This is a genomic window from Agrobacterium larrymoorei, from assembly GCF_037722385.1.
GTDB lineage: Bacteria > Pseudomonadota > Alphaproteobacteria > Rhizobiales > Rhizobiaceae > Agrobacterium > Agrobacterium larrymoorei_C.
Window position 1 is genome coordinate 144,872 of record NZ_JBBKAQ010000011.1, and the last position, 15,301, is coordinate 160,172.

Below are 15,301 nucleotides of genomic sequence, written 5' to 3' on the forward strand. Positions count from 1 at the left end.
GCATGAATTCAAAAGCCCGGGAGACCGGGCTTTTTTGTGCTCTCCGTAAGCGGCGCAATCATGCGGCCGCCTTGTTGGGTTTGTGGGCCGTCTCGCTATGGGCCTCATGTTCTACCGTGTGACGCCGTGAGAACAGTCTGCCAAGACCTTGGCCCGCGCGTTCCATCTCGACAAAAATCACTGGCGTGATGAAGAGAGTGAGGACCTGCGACACCAGCAGGCCGCCGACCACCGCGACACCCAGAGGCTGGCGGAGTTCGGAACTGGCGCCGGAACCCAGCGCGATCGGCAACGCACCGAGGAGCGCGCAGAAGGTGGTCATCATGATCGGTCGGAAACGGCGCACGCAGGCCTCGTGAATGGCGACAGCCGCCGCCTCTCCCTTGCTGCGCATATTATCGACCGCCACGTCGATCATCATGATCGCATTCTTCTTGACGATGCCGATCAGCATCAGCAGGCCGATCAGGGCAATGATGGAAAAATCCATGCCCATGATTTTAAGCGCCAGAAGTGCGCCGAAGGCGGCCGCCGGCAGGCCCGACAGAATGGTGAGCGGATGGATGAAGCTTTCATAGAGAACGCCCAGCACCACATAGATGGTCAGCACCGCAGCCAAGATCAGCAGACCGGTATTGCCCTGCGACTGCTGGAAGATCGCTGCCGTGCCGCCATAGGTGGTGAAGACATCGTTGGGAAGGCCGATCTGCGCCTTGACCTGGTCGATGCGCTGCATGGCCTGACTCAGCGAGACACCATCCGGCAGATTGAAGGAGATGGTGGTGGAGACCAGCTGTCCGGTCTGGTTAATGGCAACAGGCGCCGGCTTGCTCTCGACCGTGGCGAAGTTGGACAGCGGCACCAGCGTGTTGGTCTTGGTGGAGAGAATATTGATGTCGCGCAGTGAGTTTTCCGTCCAGGGCTTGGAGCGATCGAACTCGACGATCACGTTGTAGCTGTTGCCCGTCGATTGGATCTGGGCGGCATCATAGCCGCCAAAAGACATTTCCAACGTCTTGCGCAGCTGATCGTTTGTAATGCCATAGGCGGCTGCCTTCTCGGGATCGATCACGATGGTTGCGGCAATCGCGCCATTCTGCGCGTCGGACGTGACGGATGTGAATGTCGGGTCCTTGCGCATCTCGTCCATCAGCTTGCCCGACCAAAGGCTCGTGGCATCGGCGCTCAAGCCCTGTACGACGAGCTGATATTGCGAGGCAGAACTGCGGCCACCGAAGCGTAGGCTTTGCTGCGGCGTGATGTAGGTTCTGATACCCGGGACCTTCGCGGTTGCCTTGGTTAGCTCAGCCAGTGTCTGCTGAAGCGGTTCTCGATCCGCTTTCGGCTTCAACTGCACAAACATGGAGCCGTTGTTGAGCGGGCTGCGCGAACCGCCGCCGACGATGGAGGTGACATGCAGGACGGCGGGGTTGGTGCGGATCGCAGCCGCCACCTGGTTCTGTAGGTCACTCATGTCCGTATAGGATATGTCTTCACGCGCACGGGTCGAGACCGACAGCTGACCAATGTCTTCCTGTGGGAAGAAGCTGGATGGCAGGGTCCAGAACAGCAAGCCGGATGCTGCGACAGAGCCCAGGAAGCACAAAAGAACAAAGACGCGATGGCGCAGGCACCACCCGACGGCGCGGTCGTAAACGCCGAGGGTACGGTCGAAACCGGCATCGAACCAGCGAATGATCGCCGGCGGTCTGGAGGAATGAGACGACAGGCGCGAAGCGAGCATCGGCGTCACCGTCAGGGAAACCAGCGCCGATGCCAGGATGGCGAGCGTTACCACCATGCCGAATTCGTTAAACAGACGGCCAACCACACCACCCATCAAAAGAATAGGGATGAACACTGCAACGAGCGATATCGACATCGAGAGAATGGTGGAACTGACTTCCGCCGCACCTTTCAGTGCGGCTTCGCGCATGGGCAGCCCCTCTTCATGCAGGCGCAGAATATTTTCCAGCATGACGATCGCATCATCCACCACGAGACCGACCGAGAGCGTCAGACCCAGAAGGGAGATGTTGTCGATGCTGTATCCCAGGACATACATGGCGCCGAAGGCGGCAATCAGCGACAAGGGCACGGCAAGCCCTGGAATGATGGTCGCGGTCAGGTGCCCGGTGAAGAGATAGATGACCAGGACTACGAGCGCGATGGTCAGGAACAGCGTGAACTGAACATCCGAAACGGCGTCCTTGATGGCAACGGACGTGTCGTTCATGACATGGATGTTGATCGAGGGCGGCAATTGTTCGCGAAGCGCCGGCAACTTGTCCTGGATGGCTTTCACCACATCGACCGTATTGGCGTCAGACTGGCGCTGGACGGCGAGAATGATGGCGGGTTCTCCATCGAACCAGCTGCCAGCATCCGGATTGTCCACGCCATCCTGCACATTGGCCACATCGCCCAGATGGATCGGCGCACCGTTTGCAGTGGCCACGACCAGCGACTTGAACTCATCTGCATTGGTTCTTTGCGTATCGGCATCGATCGTCAGGCGCTGGCTCTTGTTTTCAAGCGCACCCACCGGGACCTGATTGTTCGCCTGTGCAATGGCTGTCGTGACCGTATCGACCCCGAGGTTGCGGGCCTGAAGTTTGGAGGGCTGAAGACCCACGCGGACAGCATAGGTTTTTGCGCCGTAAACACTCACCTGCGCCACGCCTGAAATTGTCGAGAGCAGCGGCGAGATGATGTTCTCAGCAATATCGTCCACCTTGCTTGCCGGCATTTCCTTGCTGTTGACGGCAAGCAACAGGACCGGCGCGTCCGCCGGGTTAGTTTTGCGGTAGCTCGGCGCGGTGGTCATGTTGCTTGGCAACTGTCGTTGCGCGCGCGAAATGGCCGCCTGGACATCCGCTGCCGCCGCATCGATATCGCGGTTCAGGTCGAACTGGATGACGATGGAGGTGTTGCCGAGCGTGTTGGTGGCGCTGATCTCGCTGATGCCGGGAATGGTCTCGAACTGCTTGACGAGCGGGGTCGTGACCGACGTCGCCATTGTTTCAGGCGATGCACCGGAGAGTGACGCGGAGACGTTGATGGTGGGAAAGTCGACTTTTGGCAGCGCCGCCACTGGCAGGAGCCTGTAGCCGGCAAAGCCGGCGAGCGTCAGCCCGATCGCAAGAAGGATGGTCGCGACGGGGCGATTGATGCAAAAACGTGCGATCACTGGGCAATCTCCGTGGCAGGCGCGTTCTGTGCAACTTTGTTTGGCTGACCGGCAGCAGCTTCCGGCGTATCGATGACCGTCTGACCATCCGTCAGTTCCGACTGCCCTTCCACGATGATGCGTTGTCCGGCAGAGAGGCCACTGGCGATCGCTGTCATGTTGCCGTTCGAGCGGATGACATCGACCGGCGTCATGTGAACACGATGGCTATCATCAACGGTATAGACGAATTGCCCGTTCGGTCCCGCCCTAAGCGCCACTGTCGGCACGACGATCTGCTTCTGATCCGACTGGAAGTGAACAACGACGTCGGCGGACTGACCGGGCCACACAAGGCCCTTGTCGTTTTTGAACTCGGCCTTCACCAGCACCGTACCCGATGCCTGGTCAACGGTGTTGTCGAAATAGGCAGGCTTTCCCTGGATCGCCGTTCCGCCAGTCGCCACCGGGTCGATATCGACCGTCGCACCGTTTTTCAATCCTTCACGCAGTTGTTCCAGGTAGCGCTGGGGCAGCCTGAACTGCATGAAGATGGGGTCGTAACGGGTGATGCTGACAATCGTCACACCGGCACTGAGATAGGCGCCAGGGCTAATGCTGATGATGCCGAGGCGACCATTATAGGGCGCGCGAATTTCTGTGTCCTGAAGGGTTGCCTCATCGGACTGCAATGTTGCCTTGTCGGCATCAATCTTGGCCGCAGCCATGTCGCGGGCAGCGCGAGCCTGATCAAGCACCTGTTGGGATTCAGCACTCTGTTTGGCAAGCGCAGTCGCGCGATCGAATGCCGCTTGCGCCTGCGCCAGACTGGCCTGATCCGACGCGATGTTGGCCTTGTCCTTGGCAACGGCAGCGCTGGCAAAGCGATCATCCATCTTGATGATGAGATCGCCGGCCTTGACCTCCTGGCCGCTCGTGGCGGCCACAGACGCAACCGTACCCGCTTCACGCGGGGCGATGTTGGTGGAATCCGCAGCAACAGCCCAGCCGGTCGCTTCCACATCCATCGGCAAGGCCGCTTCTTCGACTGTGACTGTGGAAACCGCAGGCGGACCACCATTGCGGCGCCCGCCACCCTGGCCCTTCGATCGGTCATGACCGCCACCATCCTGGGCGGCGGCCTTGTCTCCCCCGGCCTTTCCGTCAGCAGAAGCCGTGTGCGTCACGGCCCCTTGCGAAGCGACGAAAGGCAGCGTTTTGATATAGGGGATCTCGTCACGAAACGGCCAAGCCGCAACAGCGACGACAACCAGTATGCTGAAGAGTATCCATATTTTTTTCATGCGGGGGGTCCGACTTGATGGAGAAAGCCGCGATACGCCCACCGTATCGTTGAGACCTTCCAGTCTCAGGAAACATCCTTATCACGCCGAAATCACCTTAAGTTTTGGTAACATGGACAAGTTTTAATTTTGGTGGATGCGCATAGCGCAAAGCAATGACGAGACGAGCTGCGCAATGCGCTAGATCTTCGGGTAACTCAAAAATATCGTGAGAATTTATGATCGCGAAATGGCGGACAGGGTGGGATTCGAACCCACGGTACGCTTTCACGCACACACGCGTTCCAGGCGTGCGCCTTAAACCACTCGGCCACCTGTCCTTCATTACAATCTGCATGTTTGGGAAATGCAAATCACTGGAACGGCGCGATATATACCGATGAATTCGCTGCGATCAACCCGATTCTGACAGTTTTTTAAAATGTCTGTGAAAAGGCTGTTCATGAGAAGATTGCAAAGCGTGTCCGCGGACTTTATCCGGAACCGTAAGAATGTCGCCTTATCGGCGGCTGCCCTATTTTAAAGGTTGGTAGGAAGGCATGCCATGAAAGCGTTGTTCCGGTTTTTCAGCTTTCTCCTGCTTTTGTCAGCAATCGCTGTTGGCGTCTTCGATTCCATCCGGTCTGTTTCCACATCCTCCGTTGATCTTTTGAGCTTTCGCGAAGGGTGGGCGGAGATTTTTCCTTCTTCGCTTGCCATGGCAGAAAGCGTGACGGCACACTATATTCATCCGGAAGCGTGGCGCTGGATCGAAAACGGCTTAGACGCCGTCCCTGCCTTCGCGGTTCTTCTTGGTCTTTCGCTGCTGTTCTGGATGGCAGGCTATCGGAAGCCGAGACCGCTCGGTCGTTTTGCGGCCTGACGATACCAGCATCCCGCACTGCATGGACCGGAGCGCGGCGCCGATCGCCGCAGGGAGACTGCAATGTTTGGATTCGATACTCTTTCCAAGAAGACCGTGACGCCGACCGCCGAGACCGCGATCCCCGGTCGCGACGAGGCGGTGGCTGTGCCGGAGCATCATTTCGTCAACGGAAGAAACCTGAAAGGCCCCTACCCCGATGGCCTCGAGACAATCTATCTTGGCATGGGCTGCTTCTGGGGTGCCGAGCGGTTGTTCTGGAAGACGCCTGGTGTCTATGTGACTGCGGTCGGCTATTCCGGCGGGATTACCCGCAACCCGCACTATCAGGAAACAACGACCGGGCTGACCGGCCATGCCGAAGTGGTGAAGGTCGTCTACGATCCATCGCAGGTGACGCTGGCTCAACTCCTTAAGATCTTCTTTGAGGAACATGACCCGACCCAGGGCATGCGCCAGGGTAACGATGTCGGAACCACCTATCGCTCGGTGATCTATACGACGAATGATGAGCAGCTTGCCGAGGCCAAGGCGGCCCGCGATGTCTTCCAGCAGTCGTTGGAGGCAGCGGGGCATCGTCCGAAGATCACCACCGAAATCGAGCCGCTGGATATCTTCTACTATGCCGAGGATTACCATCAGCAATATCTTGCCAAGAACCCGGGCGGCTATTGCGGATTGAGAGGAACCGGCGTGACCTGCAACATCGCCTAGTTGTATGGCAACTGCCCGGTGGAACAGATTAAAAAACCATCAGAAATGAGGTTTTCCACCGGGCAAAAAAAACGGGTGAATTTTTCTCGCAGCCGTGCAAGGATGCCCTCACGCTCAGCCGGCAAGGCTGGCTTTTCCGCAGAACATGCCCAGCATAAGGGCTTGCGGGAGGACCCTTTTTATAAAATTAAACTGCAACAACAGGGCTGCAAAATGAAAAAATCCCTTCTGACGCTTTTCGCGCTGGCTGCGATGTCGGCTTCCGCTTTGGCTGCGGATATCAAGCCTGCGCTGGTCTACGGAACGGGCGGCAAGTTCGACAAGTCGTTCAACGAAGCTGCCGCAGCGGGTGCCGAGAAGTTCAAGGCTGAGACCGGTACCGAATTCCGCGACTTCGAGCCGACAAGCGATACGCAGGGTGAGCAGGCAATCCGCAACTTCGCGAGCCGTGGCTTCAACCCGGTTGTTGCCGTGTCCTTCGCCTGGACTTCCGCCATGGAGAAGGTGGCTGCAGAATTTCCTGACACCAAGTTCGTGATCGTCGATTCCGTTGTCGACCTGCCAAACGTACGTTCGGTCGTCTACAAGGAAGAAGAAGGCTCCTACCTCGTCGGTCTTCTCGCTGGCATGGCGTCCAAGACCGGTAAGGTCGGCTTCATCGGCGGCATGGATATTCCGCTGATCCGCAAGTTCGCCTGCGGTTACGCTCAGGGCGCCAAGGCAGCCAACGACAAGATCGAAGTCTTCCAGAACATGACCGGCACGACGGGTGCAGCCTGGAACGACCCGGTACGTGGTGGTGAGCTGACCAAGAACCAGATCGACCAGGGCGCAGACGTGATCTACGCAGCAGCCGGTGCGACGGGTCTCGGCGTTCTGCAGACGGCCGCCGACAACAAGAAGTTCTCGATCGGCGTCGACTCCAACCAGAACCACCTGCATCCTGGCTCGGTTCTGACCTCGATGGTCAAGCGCGTCGATCTTGCCGTCTATAACGCGTTCAAGGACGTGAAGGACGACAAGTTCACCGCTGGCGTCAATGCGCTCGGCGTCAAGGAAGATGGCGTCGGTTACGCTGTCGACGACAACAACAAGGCTCTGATCACGCCTGAAATGGCAGCAGCTGCCGACAAGGCGAAGGCCGATATCATCGCCGGCACCGTCAAGGTTCACGACTACATGTCGGATAATTCCTGCCCGAAATGATATGATATTTGACTGGGGCGCATGATGTTTTTCATCTTGCGCCCTTTTCATATCCAGCCTTCGGAGAGGTTTCGGTTTGAGTATGAACCCTGCAATCGAGCTCGTGGGCATCGACAAGAAGTTCGGTGCCGTTCACGCCAATAAAAATATCAATCTGACCGTTGCCAAGGGAACGATCCACGGCATCATCGGGGAAAACGGTGCCGGAAAGTCGACCCTGATGTCGATCCTTTATGGATTCTATCAGGCCGATTCCGGCGAAATTCGCGTCAACGGCAATCCTGTTGCCGTCAAGGATAGCCAGGCGGCCATCGGCGCCGGCATCGGCATGGTGCACCAGCACTTCATGTTGGTCGAGAATTTTTCCGTGTTGGAAAATGTCATGCTCGGTGCGGAAGGCGGTGCGCTTTTGTCCAAGGGCACGGCGGCAACCCGCAAGGAGCTGAAGCGGCTTGAGGACGAGTATGGCCTAGAGGTCAACCCGGATGCGATCATCGAGGATCTGCCGGTCGGACTGCAGCAGCGCGTGGAAATCTTGAAAGCCATGTATCGCGGCGCGGAGATCCTGATCCTTGACGAGCCCACCGGCGTGCTGACGCCGGCCGAAGCCGATCACCTGTTCAAGATCCTCAGCGTGTTGCGCGATCAGGGCAAGACAGTCATCCTCATTACTCACAAGCTGCGCGAGATCATGGCGATCACCGACGAGGTATCCGTCATGCGCCGCGGCGAGATAGTGGCGACGCGCAAGACCTCCGAGACGACCGTCGAGGAACTTGCCGAACTCATGGTTGGTCGCCGTGTTCTGCTGCGGGTGGAAAAGGGCGAAGCCAAGCCTGGCGAGGTTCTTTTCTCGGTTCGGAATCTGACGGTGAAGGACAGCCGTGGCGTGACCATGGTGGACAATGTGTCCTTCGATGTGCGCGCCGGCGAAATCGTCGGGATTGCAGGCGTCGCGGGCAACGGCCAGTCCGAACTTCTGGAAGCCATTGCTGGCATTCGCAAGCCGCATTCGGGCGAGATCCTGATTGGTGGCAAGCCGGTGGACAAGGTCGATCCTGCCATCCTTCGCAAGCTCGGTCTTGCCCATATTCCTGAGGACAGGCACCATATGGGCCTGGTTTTGAAGTTCGAGGAGTATGAGAACTCCATCCTCGGCTATCATCGCGACGAGCGTTATGGAAAGGGTCCATTTCTCGACCCGGAGGCAATCCGAAAGGATGCAATCGAAAAGATCGAGAAATACGATATTCGCCCGCCGAACGCCCGGTTAAAGACCGCCAATTTTTCCGGCGGCAATCAGCAGAAGATTGTCGTTGCGCGTGAAATCGAGCGTGATCCAAGCATGCTGATCATTGGCCAGCCAACGCGCGGCGTCGATATCGGTGCGATCGAGTTCATTCATCGCCGCATCATTGAGATGCGCGATGCGGGCAAGGCCATTCTGCTGGTCTCCGTTGAACTGGATGAAATCCGTTCGCTCTCGGACCGCATTCTGGTCATGTTTGCGGGTCGGGTTGTTGGAGAAAAGACGGCGGAAGCCGAAGAACAGACGCTGGGCCTGATGATGGCCGGCATTGCCGCATAAGGCCATTCAGATGAGTACAGCTTCCGTTCCCCTTCCCGGTTGGATCAATTACGGCCTCCTGCCGTTTCTGAACATCCTGACCGCCTTTTTCATTTCCGGCCTAGTCGTCTGGTCAATCGGTGAAGACCCCTTCGCAGCACTTCGTCTGCTGATCGAGGGCGCGCTCGGGCGCGGTGATGCCATCGGCTTCACCCTGTTTTACACGACGAGCTTCATCTTTACCGGGCTTTCCGTCGCCGTCGCCTTCCATGCCGGGCTCTTCAATATCGGCTCGGAAGGCCAGGCCTATATCGGCGGTCTGGGTGCGGCACTGGTGGCGCTGACGCTCGATCGTTACGTGCCCTGGTACGTGACGATGCCGTTTGCGGTGATCGGCGCAGCACTCTTCGGCGCGGCATGGGCGTTCATTCCCGGCTGGCTGCAGGCCAAGCGTGGCAGCCACGTCGTGATCACCACCATCATGTTCAACTTCATTGCTGCGGCATTGATGGTTTATCTGCTCGTGAACGTCCTGATCGTGCCGGGCAAGATGGCGCCGGAAACACGCACCTTTCTTCCGGGCGGCCAGTTGCCGAAGCTCGATTGGCTGATGGCGCTCTTCGGGCTTAAGCTCGGCCCTGCGCCTTTCAACGTCTCCTTCCTCATCGCGCTCGTTATGGCGTTCCTGGTCTGGGTGTTGATCTGGCGCACCAAGCTTGGCTATGAGATGCGCACGCTCGGCATCAGCCCTTCGGCTGCCGTCTATGCCGGTATTCCCTATTCGCGCACGGTCATCATCGCCATGCTGATCTCCGGCGGTCTTGCAGGCATGATGGCGCTGAACCCCGTCATGGGGGCATCAGCCCGTCTGCAGGTGGAGTTCGTGGCTGGCGCTGGATTCGTCGGTATTGCCGTCTCGCTTATGGGAAGAAGCCATCCGCTCGGCATCGTCTTTGCGGCGCTGCTTTTCGGCATCCTCTATCAGGGCGGCGCGGACCTCTCGTTCGAAATGCCCAATATCACCCGTGAGATGATCGTCGTTATCCAGGGTCTGGTGATCCTGTTTGCCGGTGCTCTCGAATATATGTATCGCCCCGCGCTTGTGCACATTTACCAGAATTTCGTGAAGAGGTAAGGCCATGGAAACCTTCGACATGCTGGTCAGCATTCTCGGTTCGACCGTTCGCCTGACCATTCCGCTTCTGTTCACCGCGCTTGCCGGTCTGTTCTCCGAACGCGCCGGCGTGTTCGATATCGGCCTTGAAGGCAAGATGTTGGCCTCTGCCTTTGCATCTGCCTGCGTCGCCTATCTCACCAAGGACCCATGGGCGGGGCTTGCGGCCGGTATCGGTATTTCGATCTTCTTCTCGCTGGTGCACGGCTTTGCCGTTATCACCAATCGCGGCAACCAGATCGTCTCCGGGGTTGCTCTGAATTTCGTCGCTGCCGGTCTCACCGTCGTTCTCGGTCAGGCCTGGTTCGGCCAGGGCGGACGCACGCCGCAGATCACTGGCGAAGGCCGTTTCACGCCGATCATTCTGCCGGGTGCAGATATGATGCGCGAGGTGCCGTTTATCGGCCCGCTTTACGCCAATGTCATTTCCGGCAACAACATTCTGACCTACGTCGCCTTTCTGGCGGTGCCAATTTCCTGGTGGGTGCTCTACCGCACCCGCTTCGGTCTGCGTCTGCGTGCCGTTGGCGAAAACCCGGGTGCCGTCGATACGGCCGGCATTTCGGTGGCATGGATGCGCTTCCGCGCCGTTATCGTGGCGGGTCTCCTGTGCGGGTTTGCCGGCACCTATCTTGCTGTTGCACAATCGGCCGCCTTCATCGCCAACATGTCCGCTGGCAAGGGATATATCGCACTCGCAGCACTTATCTTTGCCAAATGGAAGCCGGTCCCCGTCATGTTCGCCTGCCTGCTGTTCGGCTTCCTCGATGCGATGGCAAACTTCATGCAGGGCAAGGCGATCCCCGGCATCGGTGAAGTGCCGGTGCAGATATTCCAGGCGCTGCCCTACATCCTCACCTGCATACTGCTTGCCGGTTTCATCGGCGTCGCCAAGCCGCCAAAGGCCGGTGGCGTTGCCTACTCCAAGGAGCGTTGATCGATGCTGAACGAACCGACGACCCGTGCGCTCTTCGAAGCGGCGCGTGAGGCCATGGGCTTTGCCCACGCGCCCTACTCGAAATTTCCAGTGGGAGCAGCCATCCGTGCCGAAGACGGCAAGGTCTACAAGGGCGCCAATATCGAAAACCTGTCCTTCCCCCAAGGGTGGTGTGCGGAGCCATCGGCCATCAGCGCCATGGTGATGGGCGGCGCGAGAGAGATCAAGGAGATCGCCGTCATCGCCGAAAAGCTGGCACTCTGCCCGCCCTGTGGCGGCTGCCGCCAGAAGATTGCGGAATTCGCAAGCGCTGACACAAAGGTCTACCTCTGCGACGAGACCGGCGTCCAGAAGGTGATGACCATGGACGAACTTCTGCCCTTCAGCTTCAAGACAGAGTTGTAAGATGGATCACGCGATCATCGACGTTCTGGTGGAACGGTTGAATGGGCTTGTTGCCCGCACTGCTATCGTGCTTGGCTCCGGCCTCGGCGTGCTGGTGGATGAGGTCGTTGACCCGATCCATATCCCTTACGCTGACATTCCAGGCTTTCCGGAAAGTGCCGTCTCCGGCCATGCCGGTGAAGTGGTGGCCGGGTATCTGGGCGGCCAGCCGGTCATCATGCTCTCCGGCCGTGTCCATTATTACGAAAAAGGCGATGCATCTGCCATGCGCCCAGCGATCGAGGCACTGGCCGGTATCGGCGTGCAGTCGCTGATCCTCACCAACTCGGCAGGTTCGGTTCGCCAGGACATGCCGCCAGGCTCGGTGATGCAGATCACCGACCACATCAACTACTCCGGCATGAACCCGCTGATCGGCGAGGAGAGCGACAAGCGCTTCGTCGGCATGACCAGCGCTTACGATACAGATCTGACGCTTGCCATGCGCAATGCGGCGATCCGTGCGACGGTACCACTTTTCTCTGGCGTCTACATGTGGTTTTCCGGCCCAAGCTTCGAAACACCGGCGGAAATTCGCATGGCGCGCACGCTCGGTGCCGATGCGGTCGGCATGTCCACCGTGCCGGAAGTCATCCTTGCGCGCTTTTTCGGGATGCGCGTTGCTGCCGCTTCCGTTATTACCAATTACGGTGCGGGCATGACCGGTGCTGAACTGAGCCATGAAGAGACCAAGGACATGGCTCCAATCGGCGGCAAACGTCTCGCCGCTGTTTTAACGGAAATGATTTCGGGAGGAAACTAAGCATGGAACTTCAGCGCCCGCGCGAAGCAGCCGCACTCGCTTTGTCCTTGCTGGACCTGACCAATCTGAAAGAGGATTGCACCCCGGAGCAGATCGCAAGCCTCTGCCAACGAGCGCACACGCAGTTCGGCAATACGGCTGCCATCTGCATCTGGCCGCGCTTCGTTGCGCAGGCGCGTGCGGCCTTCGGCAACAATCATTCGATCCGCATTGCGACTGTCGTCAACTTTCCATCCGGCGATCTGGATGTCGCAACCGTCATTGCTGAAACCGAGCGCGCCATCCGCGATGGTGCCGATGAAATCGATCTCGTCATTCCCTATCGCAAGTTCATCGCAGGCGATGAAGCGTCCGTCTCTGAGATGGTGGCCTCCGTTCGCAGGGCCTGCCCAGAGCCGATTTTGCTGAAAGTCATCCTCGAAACGGGCGAGTTGAAAGACAAGACGCTCATTCGCCGCGGCAGTGAACTAGCCATTGCCGAAGGGGCAGACTTCATCAAGACGTCGACCGGCAAAGTGGCCGTCAATGCTACGCTTGAAGCCGCCGACATCATGATGCAGGTTATCCGCGACAGCAAAAAGAAGGTCGGCTTCAAGCCAGCCGGTGGCATCGGCACGGTTGCGGATGCGACCCTTTATCTCAGGCTGGCCGAAACCATCATGCAGCCCAATTGGGCCATGCCTTCCACCTTCCGCTTCGGCGCTTCCAGCCTGCTGGACGATGTGCTGAACGTGCTGGCCGGTGGCGAGCCGGCCAAAGCCGCCAGCGGATATTGACGCCTGATGATTCCGCAGGAGATCATCCGCCGCAAGCGTGATGGCGAGGTCCTTGCCGCACCCGACATTGCGGCTTTTATCGCCGCGCTCTCCGACGGTTCGATTTCTGAGGGCCAAGCGGCCGCCTTTGCCATGGCGGTGTATTTTCGCGGCATGACGCGCGAGGAGACGGTTGCGCTAACCCTTGCTATGCGAGACAGCGGCGATGTGCTTTCCTGGACCGATATTGGCAAGCCGATCTCCGACAAGCATTCGACCGGCGGTGTCGGCGACAACGTCTCGCTGATGCTGGCGCCGATCGTGGCGGCCTGTGGGCTGGCGGTCCCGATGATATCCGGCCGTGGTCTTGGTCATACCGGCGGCACGCTCGACAAGCTGGAAGCCATTCCAGGCTATGATGTTATGCCGAACGAGGCGCTGTTCCGGCGCACAGTCAACGATGTTGGCTGCGCCATCATCGGCCAGACGGGCGATCTCGCGCCTGCAGACAAGCGGCTTTATGCCATCCGCGATGTGACGGCGACAGTGGATTCCGTACCGCTGATTACCGCTTCGATATTGTCGAAAAAGCTCGCGGCGGGTCTTGAGACGCTGGTGCTCGATGTCAAGTTCGGCAGCGGCGCCTTTATGCTGAGTGCCGAGGAAGCTGAACTGCTGGCCGCTGCCCTAGTGCAGGTCGCCAATGGCGCAGGCGTGAAAACCTCGGCGTTGATCACCGATATGAACGAGCCTTTGGCGGACGCGGCAGGCAACACGCTCGAGATCGTCCACTGCCTCGATTTCCTGCACGGTCGAAAAGGCGGCACGCGCATCGAGAAACTGGTCCTCGCTTTCGCAGCGGAAATGCTAGTGCAGGGCGGTGTGACATCGACCCTTGCCGATGCCGAGACACTGGCGAGCGAAGCGCTATCTTCTGGCCGCGCCGTGGAGCGCTTCGGGCAGATGGTCGGCGCACTCGGTGGCCCGGCCGACTTTATCGATCGGCCTCATCACTATCTGAAAGCCGCTGCGCACATTGCGCCTGTTGCAGCCCCGGCAAATGGATGGCTCGTCTCTTGTCAGGCCCGCGATGTGGGCATGGCAGTCGTTGAGCTCGGCGGAGGCCGTCGTCACCCTAGCGACAACATCGATCACCGCGTTGGCCTATCGGACATTCTGCCGCTCGGAACGAAGGTTGAGAAGAACCAGCCGATCGCCATGGTGCATGCCGCAAGCCTCGAAGAGGCCGAACGCATTGCCGCGTCTGTGCAGGCAGCTTATGTAGTCGCGGACGCCCCCGCCGCGTCCGCACCTATCATCGTCAAGCGCATTGGATGAAGCTGCGCGGCATCTGCTGCCGCGCACGCAGGTGTTTTTTAAAGACCCAACCCCTCGAACAGCGCCGTGGAGAGATAGCGCTCGGCAAAAGAGGGGATAATCACGACGATGGTCTTTCCGGCGTTTTCCTCCCGCGCGCCGACCTTGATGGCGGCAGCAAGGGCTGCGCCTGAGGAAATGCCGACCGGAACGCCTTCCAACCGCGCTGCAAGGCGTGCGGTCTCAAAAGCATCGTCATTGCTGACGGTGACGATCTCGTCATAGATCTTGGTATCGAGAATGCTCGGCGCAAAGCCTGCACCGATGCCTTGAATCTTGTGGGGGCCGGGCGTGCCGCCGGACAGAACAGGGCTGTCCGTTGGCTCGACAGCTACGACCTTGAGGTCTGGTTTACGGCCCTTCAGCACCTGTCCGACGCCCGTGATCGTGCCACCGGTGCCGATGCCGGACACGAAGATGTCGACTGCGCCATTGGTGTCGTTCCAGATTTCCTCTGCCGTCGTCTTGCGGTGGATTTCCGGATTGGCCGGGTTTTCAAACTGTTGCGGGATGATCGCGTCGGGCAGCGTTTCGGCCAGTTCATGCGCCTTGGCAATCGCGCCCTTCATGCCCTTCGGGCCTTCCGTCAGCACCAGTTCGGCACCGAGCAGCGCCAGCATCTTGCGGCGCTCCACCGACATGGTTTCCGGCATGGTGAGGATCAGCTTGTAGCCTTTGGCGGCTGCGGCGAAGGCGAGCGCAATGCCGGTATTGCCCGAGGTTGGTTCGACAAGCGTCGTCTTGCCGGGCGCAATCTTGCCTTGAGCTTCCAGCGACTCGATCATCGCAACGCCAATACGATCCTTGACGGAGGCGATCGGGTTAAAGAATTCGAGCTTCGCCAGAAGCGTGGCGTGCACACCCTTATCCTTCGCCAGCTTGTCCAGACGCACCAGAGGCGTGTCACCGATGGTTTCGGTGATCGAGGAATAGATGCGCCCGCGTCCGGGTTTCTTGGCTTCCGACATGCCTGCTCTCCTGCCATATGTCCTCATGCAATCGCGCGCAGGATAGGGCGATACTGGCGGC

At 58.9% G+C, this 15,301-nt stretch carries 13 protein-coding genes and 1 tRNA gene; 10 read left to right on the forward strand and 4 right to left on the reverse strand.

Annotation, left to right across the window (positions count from 1 at the left end; translation table 11 throughout):
- Positions 1-58: 58 nt before the first annotated feature.
- The 3 genes from WKI41_RS13470 to WKI41_RS13480 all read right to left on the reverse strand — a co-directional run bounded on the left by WKI41_RS13470 (position 59) and on the right by WKI41_RS13480 (position 4,793).
- The gene (locus WKI41_RS13470) at positions 59-3,190 is read right to left on the reverse strand and encodes an efflux RND transporter permease subunit (RefSeq protein ID WP_340194009.1); all 3,132 of its coding nucleotides are present in this window, start codon (positions 3,188-3,190) and stop codon (positions 59-61) included.
- On the reverse strand, positions 3,187-4,473 hold the full coding sequence (locus WKI41_RS13475; RefSeq protein ID WP_340194010.1) for an efflux RND transporter periplasmic adaptor subunit: 1,287 nt from the start codon (positions 4,471-4,473) through the stop codon (positions 3,187-3,189). Before WKI41_RS13475 ends, WKI41_RS13470 begins: the two co-directional genes overlap by 4 nt.
- A gap of 230 nt (positions 4,474-4,703) precedes the next feature.
- Positions 4,704-4,793 (reverse strand) — tRNA-Ser (locus tag WKI41_RS13480).
- Positions 4,794-5,017: 224 nt separating this feature from the next.
- On the opposite strand from WKI41_RS13480, the gene WKI41_RS13485 reads away from it, so the two are divergent.
- From WKI41_RS13485 to deoA, 10 genes are all read left to right on the forward strand, one after another.
- Complete coding sequence (locus WKI41_RS13485) at positions 5,018-5,335, forward strand: hypothetical protein (RefSeq protein WP_340194011.1); 318 nt, start codon at positions 5,018-5,020, stop codon at positions 5,333-5,335.
- 63 nt (positions 5,336-5,398) lie between these two features.
- Positions 5,399-6,049 (forward strand): peptide-methionine (S)-S-oxide reductase MsrA, encoded by a 651-nt coding sequence (gene msrA / locus WKI41_RS13490; RefSeq protein ID WP_340194012.1) that lies wholly within the window; start codon positions 5,399-5,401, stop codon positions 6,047-6,049.
- Positions 6,050-6,262: 213 nt separating this feature from the next.
- Positions 6,263-7,255 (forward strand): BMP family lipoprotein, encoded by a 993-nt coding sequence (locus WKI41_RS13495; RefSeq protein WP_340194013.1) that lies wholly within the window; start codon positions 6,263-6,265, stop codon positions 7,253-7,255.
- An 82-nt stretch (positions 7,256-7,337) separates the two neighbouring features.
- Complete coding sequence (locus tag WKI41_RS13500; protein WP_425341043.1) at positions 7,338-8,843, forward strand: ABC transporter ATP-binding protein; 1,506 nt, start codon at positions 7,338-7,340, stop codon at positions 8,841-8,843.
- Between the two features lie 10 nt (positions 8,844-8,853).
- A complete protein-coding gene (locus WKI41_RS13505) occupies positions 8,854-9,957 on the forward strand; it encodes an ABC transporter permease (RefSeq protein WP_340194015.1) in 1,104 nt (367 codons plus the stop codon).
- Between the two features lie 4 nt (positions 9,958-9,961).
- Positions 9,962-10,933, forward strand: a complete 972-nt coding sequence (locus WKI41_RS13510) for an ABC transporter permease (protein ID WP_340194016.1) — start codon at positions 9,962-9,964, stop codon at positions 10,931-10,933.
- 3 nt (positions 10,934-10,936) lie between these two features.
- A complete protein-coding gene (locus WKI41_RS13515; protein WP_340194017.1) occupies positions 10,937-11,338 on the forward strand; it encodes a cytidine deaminase in 402 nt (133 codons plus the stop codon).
- A 1-nt stretch (position 11,339) separates the two neighbouring features.
- Entirely contained in the window at positions 11,340-12,140 is an 801-nt protein-coding gene (locus WKI41_RS13520) for a purine-nucleoside phosphorylase (protein WP_340194018.1), read from the forward strand.
- Positions 12,141-12,142: 2 nt separating this feature from the next.
- Positions 12,143-12,916, forward strand: a complete 774-nt coding sequence (deoC, locus tag WKI41_RS13525; protein WP_340194019.1) for a deoxyribose-phosphate aldolase — start codon at positions 12,143-12,145, stop codon at positions 12,914-12,916.
- A 6-nt stretch (positions 12,917-12,922) separates the two neighbouring features.
- Positions 12,923-14,233 carry a thymidine phosphorylase gene (gene deoA / locus WKI41_RS13530; protein WP_340194020.1) on the forward strand — a complete coding sequence of 437 codons (1,311 nt, stop codon included), beginning with the start codon at positions 12,923-12,925 and terminating at the stop codon, positions 14,231-14,233.
- A gap of 38 nt (positions 14,234-14,271) precedes the next feature.
- On the opposite strand, the gene cysK is transcribed toward deoA, so the two are convergent.
- A complete protein-coding gene (gene cysK, locus WKI41_RS13535; protein WP_340194021.1) occupies positions 14,272-15,240 on the reverse strand; it encodes a cysteine synthase A in 969 nt (322 codons plus the stop codon).
- Between the last annotated feature and the right edge of the window lie 61 nt (positions 15,241-15,301).